Raw genomic sequence first — 14,546 nt, 5'->3', positions numbered from 1 at the left:
TAAAACCTTATTTTAAGACGGACGTCTCATCGACCCTGGGTTTACTCACGGCACCTCTCCAGCCCAGTCGTGACGGGGAAAGGATGGGATTTCGAGCGTTTTTGCATAATTACATTTCATTACTCTGGATAGACCATCGGATAATCCCTTTGACGGATAATGTCAGGCATGATGAATGTGTCGGTTATATGACGAACGCTGAATTTCTGACGATATTGTGTTGTTTTCAATAAATGTCGATGACTGATTTTTGTACGGTACTTTATAAGTCCTGAATATAAAGACAACGAATAATTGTCCGGTCCATACAGATTAAAAAAGACAAGTCATGGGCAGGGCATTAACAGGAATTGTAATTATCGCTACCAGGGAGTAATGCTATGGGAATTCTGATTGTTTATTTTGCAGTGACCACACTGGCTGTTCTGGCTGTTTTCGCCGCCATGGGTGTTTCGGCAAACAGTGGTCACTTCATGGAAACCGTGGAAGAAGCTCACCCAGGCACGGGGGATACGCCCTATCATGGATATCAGTAAACGTTGATATGCCTGCTGCCCTGTAGACGACACCCGGCCATGCGCCGGGTGTCGTGTTTTTGAAAAGGCGTCTTGAGGGTGCTAGTGGCGGGATGACGAGTCAAGCGGCAGCCATTTGAGAACCCTCTGAATCTGACGATCCCAATAGCGCCACTGGTGGTCGCCCGGTCCTTCATGCCATTCAAGTTCAAGTGCGGTCTCTTGCGCCGCCTCTCTGAAGCGCAGATTGGCCGGATAAAGCGCATCCTCCCTACCACACCATTGAAACAGTGCCGGCTGACAGGGCTGAGGATGACGATAGCGTTTTAACAGCGCAAAAAGATCATCCTCGGTGCCGGCAGGCGTCTGATCGAAGATCAGCGGATATTCCGGCGGCGGCGTTTCGCGCTGACCCACCGCAACAATATCCAGCGACCCCGACAGGCTGGCCGCCGCTGCAAAGCGTTCGGGATCGCGAAGCGCCCATTTGAAGGCCCCATACCCCCCCATGGAAAGCCCTGCCACGAACGTCTCCTCTCGCCGTGTCGAGATGGGAAACAGCCGCGCGCTGATGACCGGCAGCTCCTCGCTCAAAAACCGGTACCAGTCAGGCCCATACGCCATGTCGGTGTAATAGCTTCGGCCTACCTGGGGCATGATCACGGCAATGCCGTAATTCTCCGCATAGCGCTCGATGGCACTAAAGCGCTGCCAGGCGCTATCATCGTCGGACAGTCCATGCAGCAGATAAAGTACCGGCGATGGCGCAGTGGCGTGTTCGGGGATGATCGCGCTAAGCGACAGGGTCACCTCGAGGATCTGCGAGGCAAAGCGGCAGGTCAGCTGTGCCATGATGGACTCCGACAGTCGGGTGAAAGGGCAGGTAGCGCACGGTGCCGCGACGCTACAGGGGCATCAGCGTGCGATATTCGCCCCGCACTGTCACGCCCGGGCATGTCCTGAAATAGGGATACGGCTTCCCGGTGAAATGCCTTCAGTGAGATAACGAGCCTCATGTCCGTCAGCAGGAAAGTCACCATTGCCGATATTGCCCGCCATGTTGGCATGACCAACATCACGGTCTCACGTGCCCTCAATAAACCCGAGATGGTCAGACCGGCCACGCGTGAGCGTATCGAACAGGCCGCGCTGGCACTGGGCTATGTGCCCAACGCCTTTGCCCGCGGCCTCAAGCGCAGCGACAGCCGCCTGATCGGTGTGGTGACGGCCAGTCTGGATAACCCGTTTTACGCCGAGATGATCAAGGCCATCTCGCGCCACGCCAAGCAGCACGATTACGCCATCATGCTCTTTGATACTGATGGCGATGCCCATCTCGAGTCGATGGCCATCGACTCGCTTCTGAGCTACCAGGCCGCCGGAATCATCCTCTCCCCGGTGTCTGATGAGCCCGACTATCGACCCGACTATCTGACCCGCCTGCGGGCCAGTGACATCGCTGTGGTGCAGCTGGATCGTACGCTGTACGACAGCGGCTTCAGTGCAGTGGTGCTGGACAACCTTTGGGCCGGCGAGCGCGTGGCACGCTATCTGCTGACCCATGCCTTTACGCCTGAGCGGCACACCGGTGATGACCGCCTGCTGGTGGTGGCCGGCCCCGAGCACTCCCGCATCTCGCAGGAGCGCCTGCAGGGCGTGCGCGACGTGCTGAGCGCCCAGGCCGACCACCTGACCATCGATGTGCTGTGGGGAGACTACACCCTGGCACCGGCCGTAACGCAGGTGCGTGACTATCTGAAAAGGCACGGTGTCCCGCGAGCCATCTTCGGACTCAATCAGCTCATTACCCTGGGCTCGCTCAAGGCGCTGCAGGAAGCCGGAATTGCTCGTGAGCAGACCCGCGTGATCGGCATCGACCGACTGCCCTATCTCGATATCTTCGACATCACCGTGCCGTGCGTGGTGCATGATGGCTATCGCGCCGGCGCCCAGGCGCTCGAACAGCTGCTGATCCAGATGCGTGATCCGCAGGCCGAACCCAATACGCTCACCGTGCGGGGCGAGCTGGTGACGTGATCGTTGCCGATATGTGAAACCGCCCGGTGCCGCCCGGGATATTGGCATGTCGGCTCCTTACCGATCCTCCGCACGAGTCTTCTTGCGATCCCCTGAGTCCTGATTGTCATCGCTTTCTTCTGTCCATGCCTCGACACTCCGCTTGCGCGTCTGCTGGCGATAGCCATAGGTTGCGCCGCGCACGGTGGCATCGCTTTCGAGCCCCGAACCGAGTGCGCCGCCGATGGTGCCCATCGAGGCGGCCAGCCATGCCAGGGCCAGGAAATGTATCCAGCTGACGTCATGCTGCAGCGACTGGCTCATGACCTCGGCAGGCACAAAGAGCCACGCACTGGCAGAAAAGAGTACGAAGAGCGTGACGTAGTAAAACAGAACGCCAATGCCGAGCGTCACCACGGTGGTCAGGTTATAGAGCCCGGCATTAGAGAAAGCGTTTTTGTGACGCTGAGGCTCCCAAAGGCCGTGATCCACGATGATCCAGCCCGTCATGGCGGCCAGCGAGGCCAGCATCAGCGCCACGAACCGCCATGGTTCATAGCTGTCGGCCAGCCGCCACATGGAAGTGAAGATCATGCTGTAGGCGCCAGTGGCAAAGGCCGCCGCGCCGATACGACGAAAGGCCGGGAAGATGGTCCAGGGGCGATTGGCGCGCACCATGCCGCCCAGCAGCTTGATGTGACCGGTGATCCTGAGCTTCGAGATAAAACGAACATCGATCCGATGCTCGTCATCGTCGACATTGAGGCGCGCAATGGGGGCAATCCACTCCGAGAGCCGCCTACCCACCAGCTCCCGTGCATTGCGGCGTCGGTGGGTGCTGTCCCGGTGATGGCACTGCTGGGCGTTTTCACGGCCTTCTTCCGAGCTGCCAAAGTGCAGCTCGCTGACCAGCTGCACCAGCGCTTCCTCGACCCGCTGGGTCATTGGCGAGGCGCCCAGCGCCGGCTGCGATAGCAGCGCCACGCCACGCGTCTGGCTGGCCTCGGCCACCACCAGCTGCTTGCCTCGAAACAGGGGCAGGTCGGTAATACAGACCGCATAGCGCCAGTGGCAGGAAGACTTCAGCGACTCGGCCTGATCGAGAATATCCTCACCCTTGTCGTCGGCGCCGACCAGCGGGTCCACCCGAACCTCAATGCGCCACTGCACCTCATTGGAAATCTGGTTCTCCAGCCGCTCGATCAGCGACGCCTCGATCTTCTCGATGATGCGCTCGGGCAGTTCCGGGGCCGGCAAGAGGCCGAGTGTCCAGATCGGCCGACTGTCCTGGGCGTCGCTGGGGTCATGGGTATGACTGCGACAGCGCTCCTGATCGATTGGGCCATCCTGGCGATCATGTTGATCGTTGTCGTGTTGCCTGGTGCTCATTGAAATGTACGGTTCCCTGTCAGGCATCATGATATGCCCATGAGCATAGCCTCCTGGCCGGCAGGGCGGGAAACTCATGTGACGTATCGTCCTCATGCCCTGACCGTTTCCGGTGGCAGCGCTATACTCCAGCGATCAGACATCCATCTCAAGGAGTGCTCATGCCGGCCCAGTTTCCGCAGGCCCGTCTTCGTCGCCTGCGCTCGAGCAGCGCCCTTCGCGATATCGTGCGCGAGACCTCGCTCAAGGCAGAACATCTGGTCTATCCGATCTTTGTCGAGGAAGGTACCGACGAGTACACACCCATTGAAGGCATGCCCGGGCAGTCGCGTATCCCGGAAAGCAGGCTGGGGGAGGAAGCCAGACGCCTGAGCGCGCTGGGGCTGAGAAGCATCATGCCGTTCGGCATTTCCCATCACAAGGACGAGACCGGCAGCGACGCTTTGAAGGAAGACGGCATGGTGGCGCGCATGGTGCGTATCATCAAGGAAGCCGCCCCGGAGCTGGTGGTCATCCCGGACATCTGCTTTTGCGAGTACACCAGTCACGGTCACTGCGGCATTTTGAAGGGCAATACCGTCGACAACGACCTCACCATCAAGAATCTTGGCACTCAGGCCGTGCAGGCCGCGAAGGCCGGTGCCGACATCATCGCGCCGTCATCGGCCCAGGATGGCCAGGTCGCCGCGATTCGCGAAGCGCTCGATGAGGCAGGTTTTGAAGACATTCCCATCATGGCGTATTCCACCAAGCTTGCCTCCGCGCTCTACGGCCCGTTCCGAGAAGCGGCCGGCACCGAGCTCAAGGGCGATCGCAAGACCTACCAGATGGACCCGATGAACCGCCGAGAAGCGCTCAGGGAATCACTCGCTGATGAGGCCGAAGGCGCGGATTTTTTGATGGTCAAACCGGCGCTGGCCTATCTCGACATCATGGCCGACATCCGCCGCAACAGCCTGCTGCCACTGGCGGCCTACCAGGTCAGCGGCGAGTACGCGATGATCAAGTTCGCCGCCGCCCAGGGCGTGATTGACGAATCCGCCGTGGTGCGCGAAACGCTCGGTTCCATGCGCCGCGCCGGCGCCGATCTGATCATGACCTACTTCGCCCCGCAGCTGCTGGAAGAGGGGCTATAAGCGCTGCCCGCTGCCAGAGTTTGAAATGACAACCGCGCTTCGGCGCGGTTTTTGGTGGCGTTTGTTTCTGGTAGCGCCGAGCATTTCCCGGACACTGACGAAGAGATCCATGATGGAAAAGTTGAGAGTTGACCTGGTATCCGATGTCGCCTGCCCGTGGTGCGCGATCGGCTATCGCCGCCTGGCACAGGCACTGGAAACGCTTGAGGGCGAGATCGACGTTGAGCTCGTCTGGCAGCCCTTTGAGCTCAACCGGGATATGCCGCCCGAGGGCGAGCCGATTCTGGAACACCTGTGCCGCAAATACGGCAAGGATGCGGCCACCATGGAGCAGTCCCAGCGTGAGATCATGGCGGTGGCTGAAGAACTTGGATTGAATTTCCGTGGCGCTGTTGAACGTCGAGCGAACAATACGTTCGATGCCCATCGCGTGCTTGCCTGGGCCGCAACCCAAAACCGGGAGACACCCCTGCAGTTGGCACTGTTTGAGGCCTACTTTGGTGAAGCGAAAAACCCTTCAGACCCGGAAGTGCTGCGCGAAAAGGCGATTTCAGTTGGGCTTGACGGTGACACCGCTGAGGCTATCGCATGCTCTGATCAGTACGCGGACGAGGTTCGAGCAGCGCAGCAGCAATTCATGGATGCAGGCGTGAGCGCCGTACCGGGCTTTATCCTCGATGGCCGCTACCTGATTTCCGGCGCCCAGCCCGCTGATGTGCTGGTCGATGCGCTTCGTCAGGTGGCGGAAGAAAACGCTAATCGCCAATGATCCAGAAGCACTGACCCTCTCCCAAGACACACCCTCCCCAAATCCGGATAATGGCGAGTAATTCGCTTCTCGCGACACCCGCCACCAATCCGGTTCTGCCTCATGGAAATCAAGGTCAACTATCTCGACAACCTCCGTCAGGAGGCGAAGTTCGACGACTTCACCGTCATCACCGACCAGCCGATTCGCTACAAGGGCGATGGCTCCGCGCCCGGTCCGTTTGACTACTTTCTGGCCTCGACCGTGCTGTGCGCGGCCTATTTCGTGCGCGTGTACTGCAACGCTCGCGAGATCCCGACCGAGAATATTCGGCTCTCGCAGAACAACATCGTCCACCCCGACAACCGCTACAACCAGATTTTCCGCATCCAGGTCGAGCTGCCGGACGACATCTCCGACAAGGACCGCACCGGCATTCTGCGCTCCATCGAGCGCTGCTCGGTCAAGCGGGTGATCCAGAACAACCCCGAGTTCCAGATCGAGGTGGTCGATAACATCGACGAGGATGCCCAGGCGCTGTTGATCGGCGGCACAGCCGGAAAGGACGGCGCCGAAGGGCAGAGCACCTGGATTGAGGGCAAGGATCTGCCGCTGGAGCAGACCATTGCCAACATGACCGGCATTCTCGAGCGCCTCGGCATGAAGATCGAGATCGCCTCCTGGCGCAACATCGTGCCCAACGTCTGGTCGCTGCACATCCGCGATGCGGCATCGCCCATGTGCTTCACCAACGGCAAGGGCTCGACCAAGGAAGCCGCGCTGTGCTCGGCGCTGGGCGAGTTCATCGAGCGGCTGTCGTGCAACTTCTTCTATAACGATCAGTTCTTCGGTCCCGAGATCGCCAATAGTGATTTCGTGCATTACCCCAGCGAGCGCTGGTTCCAGCCGGGCCCGGGCGATGCCCTGCCGGAAGGGCTGCTGGATGATCACTGCCTCGAAATCTTCAACCCGGATGATGAGCTGCGTGCTTCGCACCTGATCGACACCAACTCCGGCCGGGCGGATCGCGGTATTGTCGCGCTGCCGTTCACGCGTCACTCGGACGGCGAGACAGTCTGGTTCCCCTCGAACCTGATCGAGAACCTCTTTCTCAGCAACGGCATGAGTGCGGGCAATACGCTGGCGGAAGCGCAGGTGCAGTGCCTGTCGGAAATCTTTGAGCGGGCGGTAAAGCGCCAGATCATCGAGCAGGAGATCGCCCTGCCGGACGTTCCGGAGGACGTGATTGCGCGCTATCCCGGCATCAAGGCCGGCATCGACGCACTCGAAGCCCAGGGCTTTCCGGTGCTGGTGAAGGATGCCTCCCTTGGCGGGCGCTATCCGGTGGCGTGCGTGACCCTGATGAACCCGCGTACCGGCGGTGTGTTTGCCTCCTTCGGCGCGCATCCGAGCCTTTCGGTGGCGATCGAGCGCAGTCTGACCGAACTCCTGCAGGGCCGCAGCTTCGAGGGCATGGATGATCTGCCCCAGCCGACCTTTAACTCGCAGGCGGTGGCGGAACCGAACAACTTCGTTGAGCACTTCATCGACTCCTCCGGCGTGGTCTCCTGGCGCTTTTTCAGCGCCCGCGCGGATGTCGAGTTCTGCGACTGGGACTTCTCCGGTGACACCAGCGAGGAAGCCGAGCGGCTGTTCGCGATTCTCACCGAAGACGGCCATGAGGCGTATGTCACCCACCATGAGGACTTGGGCGCGCCGGTGTGCCGCATTCTGGTGCCGGGCTATTCCGAGGTGTATCCGGTGGATGATCTGGTGTGGGACAACACCAACATGGCGCTGAACTACCGCGAAGACATCCTGAACCTGCATGCGCTGGAAGATGAACAGCTTAGCGACCTGCTCGAGCGGCTGGAGGAGAGCGAGCTCGACGAGCAGATGAAGATCGTCACGCTGATCGGTGTCGAGTTCGACGACAACACCGTCTGGTCCGAGCTGACGATTGCCGAGCTGAAGCTGCTGATCAGTCTGGCACTCGGGCAGTACGAGGACGCCCTGGATCGCACACAGATGTTTTTGCAGTTCAACGACAACACCCGCGACCGTGGCCTCTTTTATCAGGCGCTCGCCGCGGTGCTCGAAATTGCCCTTGATGACGAGCTCGAGTTCGAGGACTACTACAAGAACCTCTCGCGCATGTTCGGTGAAGAGAAGATTCTCGCCGCGGTCGGCTCGGTCAACGGCGACGTGCGCTTTTATGGTCTCACCGAAACCAATATGCATCTTGAAGGCATCGACCGGCACCAGCGCCTGGTCACCAGCTATAAAAAGCTCCACGCCTGGCGCGCGGCGAATGCCAAAAACGGATGACCGCGTCATCATGTTGCGTACAGCGCCCACTTTCGAGTGGGCGCTGTTGTTTTGTCTGCCCGCACTTAATGTCTGTGTCTCTATGAGCCTTCATTGGGCTGTCATTTAATGTCTCTAGCCTGTTCTTCCCCGAGATCCACCGATCCGTACGAGAGGAACCCATCATGGCACCGCCGAATAATTCACTGACCCGTCGAGATTTCCTGGCCACCAGTGTCCGAGTGGGCGCCGCCCTTGCCGGGCTGAGCCTGCTCGGTGCGCCGGCGATCGTGCTGGCCGAAGGTCGTCGCCCGACGCTTCAGGGCGGCGTGATGAGCGGTGACGTGCTTTCTGATCGCGCCATGCTGTGGGGGCAGGCAAGCAAGCCATCGCGCATGCTGGTCGATATCGCCGACAATCCCGAGTTTCGCGGCGCCCGCCAGCTCGCGCCGGTCGATGTCCTGCCCGGCAGTGATCTGATCGGCAAGCTCGACGCCACCGGACTGCGCGGCATGCAGGACGTTCATTATCGGGTACGTTTTGCCGCGCTGGGAGATGAGCGGGCGCTGAGCGAGCCGGTCGTCGGGCGTTTGCGTCTGCCGCCGAGCACGCCGCGTGACCTGCGCTTTGTGTGGTCCGGTGATGTGGTGGGGCAGGGCTGGGGCATTGATGAATCGCGCGGTGGCATGAGGACCTGGGAGGCGATGCGACGGGTCCAGCCGGACTTTTTCATCCACTCCGGCGACAGCGTCTATGCCGACGGCCCGCTCGAATCAGAAATCGCGCTGCCCGATGGCAGCACCTGGCGCAATCTGGTGACGCCGGCCAAGCAGAAGGTGGCCGAAACGCTGGCGGAATACCGGGGCCAGCACGCCTACAACCACCTTGATGCCAACTTCCGCCGCTTCGCCGCCGAGGTGCCGATGCTGGCGCAGTGGGATGACCACGAAACGGTCAACAACTGGTATCCGCAGGAAATCCTTGATGATGAGCGCTACAGCGAGAAAAACGTCGCGCTGCTATCGGCCCGCGCCCGCCAGGCCTTTATCGAGTACATGCCGATTCGCATGACCCCCGAGGCCCCGCAGCGCATTTACCGGCGCTTCTCCTACGGCCCGGGCATGGAGGTCTTCATGCTCGACATGCGCAGCTACCGCGGCCCCAACAGTCCCAATCTGCAATCAACCGCATCAAGCGCGACAGCGTTTCTGGGCGAAAACCAGTTTCGCTGGCTGCGTCAGGCGCTCAATGACTCCACCGCCACCTGGAAGATTATCGCGGCCGACATGCCCATCGGCATGGTGGTGCCGGATGGTGATCACTTCGAGGCGATCGCCAACAATGATCCCGGTCAGCCGCTGGGTCGCGAGCTGGAGCTTGCCCGGCTGCTGCAGGCGATTCGCGACGACGATATCCAGAACGTGGTGTGGTTCACCGCCGATGTGCACTACACCGCGGCCCACCACTACGCCCCGGAGCGCGCGGCCTTCAAGCAGTTCAAGCCGTTCTGGGAGTTCGTCAGTGGCCCGCTTCACGCCGGCACCTTTGGCCCCAGCGAGATGGATGCCACCTTCGGCCCTGACGTCGTCTTCTACAAAGCGCCGCCCGAAGGCCAGAAGAACCTGCCACCCTCGGCAGGCTATCAGTTCTTCGGGCAGGCGGATCTTGACGGCGAAAGCGAGGCGCTGACGGTGACGCTCAAGGACAGCGACGGCGCCACCCTGCACACGCAGGTGCTGATGCCCGAGGCCCGCACCGCCTGAGCCAGACCGTACGGCCGGATCGGCGGTTGGTCTCGTCACGCCCGGCGCAGGGCTATGGCTCGAGTACCACGAGATCACCTTTGAGGCGCACCGGCCAGACGGTGAGGCGCTGCTCGGGGTCTTCGAGACATACCCCGTCGCGCAGCCGGAAGTGCTGCTTGTAGATCGGTGAGGCCACGACCGGCTCACCGTCCTTGTCACCGATAATGCCGCGGCCGATCACGTTGGCGCCGGAAAAGGGGTCGTGGTTGTCCAGCGCGAAAATTTCGGCCCCGCTCTGGCGGTCACATCCCCGGGGCAGATAGAACAGGGCGAGCTGATGCCCCTGGTGCAGCGCCACCACGCCGGACCAGGCCACCAGATCGTCGATGCGGCAGAGTTCATGGGTGTCGGTGTGACGGGCATTAGCGACTGTCATGACGAAATCTCCACGGCCAGGGATTCGGGGCGTTCATGGGGGCGGGCGGGCCGCGGCTGACCGCGCTCGGTGACATTGATGATGTCCGGATCGCCGCATTGGTCGTTAACAAACGTGCGAAAGCGCTTGAGCTTTTCAGGGTCGCCCAGGGCGTTGGCCCATTCGCATTCGTAGGTGTCGACCACGTGCTGCATCTGGCGCTCGAGTTCATCGTTGAGCCCCAAATGGTCATCGATGATGACCGCCTTGAGGAAGTCGAGACCGCCCTCCAGGCTTTCCCGCCACACCGAAGTGCGCTGGAGCTTGTCGGCGGTACGCACGTAGAACATCAAAAAGCGGTCGATGTAGCGAATCAGGGTGGCGCTGTCGATGTCGGTGGCAAACAACTCGGCGTGGCGCGGGCGCATGCCGCCGTTGCCGCACACATAGAGGTTCCAGCCGGCGTCGGTGGCGATCACGCCGATGTCCTTGCCCTGGGCCTCGGCGCACTCGCGGGTGCAGCCCGAGACGCCCATCTTGACCTTGTGCGGTGTGCGCAGCCCCTTGTAGCGATGCTCGAGTTCCAGCGCCATGGCAACGCTGTCCTGCACCCCGTAGCGACACCAGGTATTGCCCACGCAGGATTTGACCGTGCGCAGCGACTTGCCATAGGCGTGGCCGGTCTCGAAGCCTGCCGTGATCAGTTCCTGCCAGATATCCGGCAGCTGGTGCAGCTCGGCGCCAAACAAATCGATGCGCTGGCCCCCGGTGATCTTGGTGTAAAGATCATATTTTTTCGCTACTTCCCCCAGCACGACCAACTTGTCGGGCGTGATCTCGCCGCCGGCGATTCGCGGCATCACCGAATAGGTGCCGTTTTTCTGCATGTTGGCCATGAAGGTGTCGTTGGTGTCCTGCAGCGCCACGTTCTGCGGGTCCATGATCGGCTGATTCCAGCAGGTGGCGAGAATCGAGCCGATGGTGGGCTTGCAGATATCACACCCCAGCCCATGACCGTGCTTTTCCAGCAGTTCGTCAAAGGACTGGATGCCCTCGACGCGCACCAGGGCGTAAAGCTCCTGACGGGTGAAGGCGAAGTGCTCGCACAGGCTTTTATCGACGTCGATGCCGCGACTTTCCAGCTCATGCTCGAAGACCTGTTTCAACAGCGCCGTGCAGCCGCCGCAGCCGGTGCTGGCCTTCGTCTCGATCTTGAGCGCGGCGATATCGGCGCAGCCTTCATCAACGGCCTGGCACACTGCTCCCCTGGTGACGTTGTGGCACGAGCAGATCATGGCGGTGTCGGGCAGGGCATCGGCACCCAGTGTCGGTGCGCCGCCTTCACCTTGTGGCAGGATCAGCGCGGCCGGATCGTCGGGCAGGTCGATGCCGTTCTGGGCGTACTGCAGCAGGGTGTCGTAGTAGCTGTTGTCGCCGACCAGCACCGCACCGAGCACCTTTTTGCCGTCCCCCGAGACCACCAGACGGCGATAGCCATTGCCGGCTTCATCGATATAGCGATAGCTTTTAGCGCCTTCCGTGGTGCCAAAGGCATCACCGATTGAGCCGACATCGACGCCGAGCAACTTGAGTTTGGTGGACATGTCCGCACCGCTGAAGGGTTCACAGATATCGTTCAAACAGCCCGCGACGGTGCGCGCCATGGTGTAACCGGGGGCCACCAGGCCGAATATCTGTCCCTGCCAGAGGGCGCACTCGCCAATGGCAAAGATGGCGGGGTCAGAGGTGCAGCAGGTGTCATCGATGACGATGCCACCCCGCTCGCCGATATCGAGCCCGCAGTCGCGACCGAGCTGATCCTGCGGACGGATGCCGGCCGAAAAAAGCACCAGATCGGTGTCCAGATGCTCGCCGTCCCTGAAATGCATGCGGTAGGCGTATTCTCCCTCGTCGAGCGGGACAATCGCCTCGGTGGCCCGTCCGGTGTGGACGCCCACGCCCAGTGCCTCGATGCGCTGACGTAGTGCCGCGCCGCCCTGATCATCGAGCTGCACCGGCATCAGGCGGGGGGCGAACTCCACCACGTGCGCCTCAAGCCCCAGCGACTTGAGGGCGTTGGCCGCTTCAAGTCCCAGCAGGCCGCCGCCCACCACCACGCCGCGTCGGGCACCGGCGGCGTGGTGGCGAATGGCATCCAGATCATCCAGCGTGCGATAGACCAGCCGCGCCTGAGGGTGCTCGCTGACGTCCGGCCCGGGAATCGGCGGTACGAAGGGCCAGGAGCCGGTGGCAATCACCAGGTTGTCATAGGGCAGGCGGCCCCGGGCGGTGACGACCTCGTGGTTGTCCCGGTCAATCGCCTCGACGCGCACACCCAGATGCAGCGAGACGCCGTTCGTGGCGTGCAGATCGGGCTCGCCAAGGGCGAGGGCATCGGCGTCCTTGCCGGAGAAGTACTCCGACAGATGCACCCGGTCGTAGGCGCGATGGCGTTCGTCGCCAAAGACATGGATCTGCCAGTCGCGGGTGGCGCCACGCTCGATCAACTGCTCGATGCAGTGATGCCCTACCATGCCGTTGCCGATGACGATCAACTGTTTCTTGTTCGAATCGAGGGCCAGGGAATCGAGGGTCAGATCGTCGGGTATCGGGTGTTGTGCGTTCATGCAGCCTCCTCGAGCTGTTGAATGGCGTCATGGGCGCCGAAAATCAGCAGGGAACGGGCCTCGCCCAGCGCCGTACCGTTGGTGGCGAGACGAAAGAGGTCCGGGCCGTCGCGGGTGTCGCCGTAGAGCACGGCCCCCTTGATGCGATCGTTGTCGATCAGTAGACGGCGGTAATCACCGTGTTCAGGGTCGGCATAGGTCAGCGTCTCCATGCCCTCGCTCGGCTCGACCGGGCCGAAGGCGTAGAGGTCGATGCCGGCGACCTTGAGCCGGGTCGGGGAGGGAAGCGCCTGGTAGGGCACGGGCGTCCGGTGGCACAGCACGTCCGCCAGCGTCTCGACCTGCTGCCAGATCGGCTCGACCAGACCGATGGTGGCCCCATCTACCTCGGCGCATTCGCCTAGGGCAAAAATGGCCGGGTCCCGGGTGGCCAGGTGCTCATCGACGCAGATGCCGCGACCCACTTCGAGACCGGCGAGTTGGCCAAGTGTCGCGTTCGGCGTGATGCCGGCGGCCACCACCACGCAGTCGGCTGCGAGGGTGCGGCCATCGCGCAGGGTCAGCGAGCGCACGTTGCCGTTTGAGTCGCCATCAAGCCGGGCAAGCTCGGCGCCGGTGTCGATCGTGATGCCGCGCCGGGTCAGGGTCTGCTTAAGCCAGCCGGCAGCCACGGCGTCGAGCTGGCGGTTCATCAATCGGTCGCTTCGCTGCAGCACGGTGACGTGCATGCCGAGCTTTCGAAGCCCTTCCGCGGCTTCAAGCCCCAGCAGGCCGCCGCCGATCACGACCGCGTTGGATCCGGGGGCCTGCTGTCTCAGCCACTCACCGTCCTCCATCGTTCGAAACGCACCGACGTTGCCAAGCTGGATGCCCGCCACCTCGGGCAGCGTCGGCCGGGCGCCGGTGGCGATGACCAGCCGGTCGTAGTGCAGGCGCTCGCCGGACTCGAGCGTGAGGGTGTGGCTTGAACGGTCGATATTGATCACCCGTGCCCCCGGTCGACATTCGACGCCCTCGGCGACCATGGCGGGCAGGGCGAGCTCATCGCGACCCAGCTCACCGGCCAGCCAGGGGGAGAGCAGGATGCGGTTATAGGCGTGTGAGGCTTCCTCGCCGAGTACCGTGATGCGGGCCGGGCGATCCTTTCGGGCCAGCAGCGTGGTGACCAGCCGATGGCCGGCCATGCCATTGCCGATGACGACGAGGTGCGTGTCGGTGTCGCGTGTCATGTCGATCTCCCGTGTCGATCTGCCGTAATGGAAAAACGGCGGTCGGGCTCTGGTTCTGTCACCGCGCTGGTCGGGCCATAAAAAAAGCGCCTGATGCCGTGAAGCCAAAAAGCTTCAGGGCATCAGGCGCCGTTGCCTGACGTGAACGTGATGTCTGTGGCGTCGTCCTCCCTGGCGCACGAAGCCAGGGGGGGCAGGGGCGATGCGTGCGGCCTTCGGTGGCCGCTTTTTACAACACAGCCAATGGCGTGCCACATGAAAAATTACGCTTTTGATTCAGTCGTCTGGGCGTTTTGTCGTGACGCTGTCAGGCCCCCGGGCGAAGGGTCCTGCCCAAAGGCGGTGCGTTTTGCGTCAAACGTGCACCATGGCTGGACGTGTTGGGGGCGAACGGGCTCTGGAATCTCGAGCGCTTCCAT

General features: G+C 61.8%; 11 protein-coding genes. 6 read left to right on the top strand and 5 right to left on the bottom strand.

Features of this window, described 5'->3' with window-relative positions; translation table 11 throughout:
- Nucleotides 1–380: 380 nt before the first annotated feature.
- The gene (locus tag B9H00_RS16780) at nt 381–536 is read left to right on the top strand and encodes a hypothetical protein (RefSeq protein WP_157663196.1); all 156 of its coding nucleotides are present in this window, start codon (nt 381–383) and stop codon (nt 534–536) included.
- An 81-nt stretch (nt 537–617) separates the two neighbouring features.
- Here B9H00_RS16780 and B9H00_RS07220 read toward each other — a convergent pair whose 3' ends face one another.
- The gene (locus B9H00_RS07220; protein WP_086900084.1) at nt 618–1,367 is read right to left on the bottom strand and encodes an alpha/beta hydrolase; all 750 of its coding nucleotides are present in this window, start codon (nt 1,365–1,367) and stop codon (nt 618–620) included.
- 162 nt (nt 1,368–1,529) lie between these two features.
- Here B9H00_RS07220 and B9H00_RS07215 point away from each other — a divergent pair, with 162 nt between their 5' ends.
- Nucleotides 1,530–2,552 (top strand): LacI family DNA-binding transcriptional regulator, encoded by a 1,023-nt coding sequence (locus B9H00_RS07215; protein WP_086900083.1) that lies wholly within the window; start codon nt 1,530–1,532, stop codon nt 2,550–2,552.
- Nucleotides 2,553–2,609: 57 nt separating this feature from the next.
- Here the strand turns inward: B9H00_RS07215 and B9H00_RS07210 are convergent, their stop codons facing one another.
- Nucleotides 2,610–3,920: a hypothetical protein gene (locus B9H00_RS07210; RefSeq protein WP_086900082.1), complete on the bottom strand. Its 1,311-nt coding sequence runs from the start codon at nt 3,918–3,920 to the stop codon at nt 2,610–2,612.
- Nucleotides 3,921–4,081: 161 nt separating this feature from the next.
- Between B9H00_RS07210 and hemB the strand changes: the two genes are divergently transcribed.
- From hemB to B9H00_RS07190, 4 genes are all read left to right on the top strand, one after another.
- Nucleotides 4,082–5,056, top strand: a complete 975-nt coding sequence (gene hemB / locus B9H00_RS07205) for a porphobilinogen synthase (protein WP_086900081.1) — start codon at nt 4,082–4,084, stop codon at nt 5,054–5,056.
- Nucleotides 5,057–5,168: 112 nt separating this feature from the next.
- On the top strand, nt 5,169–5,825 hold the full coding sequence (locus B9H00_RS07200; protein WP_086901754.1) for a DsbA family oxidoreductase: 657 nt from the start codon (nt 5,169–5,171) through the stop codon (nt 5,823–5,825).
- 102 nt (nt 5,826–5,927) lie between these two features.
- Nucleotides 5,928–8,132 (top strand): OsmC domain/YcaO domain-containing protein, encoded by a 2,205-nt coding sequence (locus tag B9H00_RS07195; protein ID WP_086900080.1) that lies wholly within the window; start codon nt 5,928–5,930, stop codon nt 8,130–8,132.
- A gap of 164 nt (nt 8,133–8,296) precedes the next feature.
- Complete coding sequence (locus tag B9H00_RS07190; protein WP_086900079.1) at nt 8,297–9,874, top strand: alkaline phosphatase D family protein; 1,578 nt, start codon at nt 8,297–8,299, stop codon at nt 9,872–9,874.
- Nucleotides 9,875–9,926: 52 nt separating this feature from the next.
- Here B9H00_RS07190 and nirD read toward each other — a convergent pair whose 3' ends face one another.
- The 3 genes from nirD to B9H00_RS07175 are packed head-to-tail and all read right to left on the bottom strand — an operon-like array spanning nt 9,927 to nt 14,127.
- The gene (gene nirD / locus B9H00_RS07185) at nt 9,927–10,292 is read right to left on the bottom strand and encodes a nitrite reductase small subunit NirD (RefSeq protein WP_086900078.1); all 366 of its coding nucleotides are present in this window, start codon (nt 10,290–10,292) and stop codon (nt 9,927–9,929) included.
- Nucleotides 10,289–12,898 carry a nitrite reductase large subunit NirB gene (gene nirB / locus B9H00_RS07180; RefSeq protein ID WP_086900077.1) on the bottom strand — a complete coding sequence of 870 codons (2,610 nt, stop codon included), beginning with the start codon at nt 12,896–12,898 and terminating at the stop codon, nt 10,289–10,291. The genes nirD and nirB overlap by 4 nt, the downstream gene beginning before the upstream one ends.
- Entirely contained in the window at nt 12,895–14,127 is a 1,233-nt protein-coding gene (locus B9H00_RS07175) for an NAD(P)/FAD-dependent oxidoreductase (RefSeq protein WP_086900076.1), read from the bottom strand. The genes nirB and B9H00_RS07175 overlap by 4 nt, the downstream gene beginning before the upstream one ends.
- Between the last annotated feature and the right edge of the window lie 419 nt (nt 14,128–14,546).

Source organism: Kushneria marisflavi, from assembly GCF_002157205.1.
In the GTDB taxonomy this organism is placed as follows: Bacteria; Pseudomonadota; Gammaproteobacteria; order Pseudomonadales; family Halomonadaceae; genus Kushneria; species Kushneria marisflavi.
This window is presented reverse-complemented; position numbering and strand designations above follow the sequence as displayed.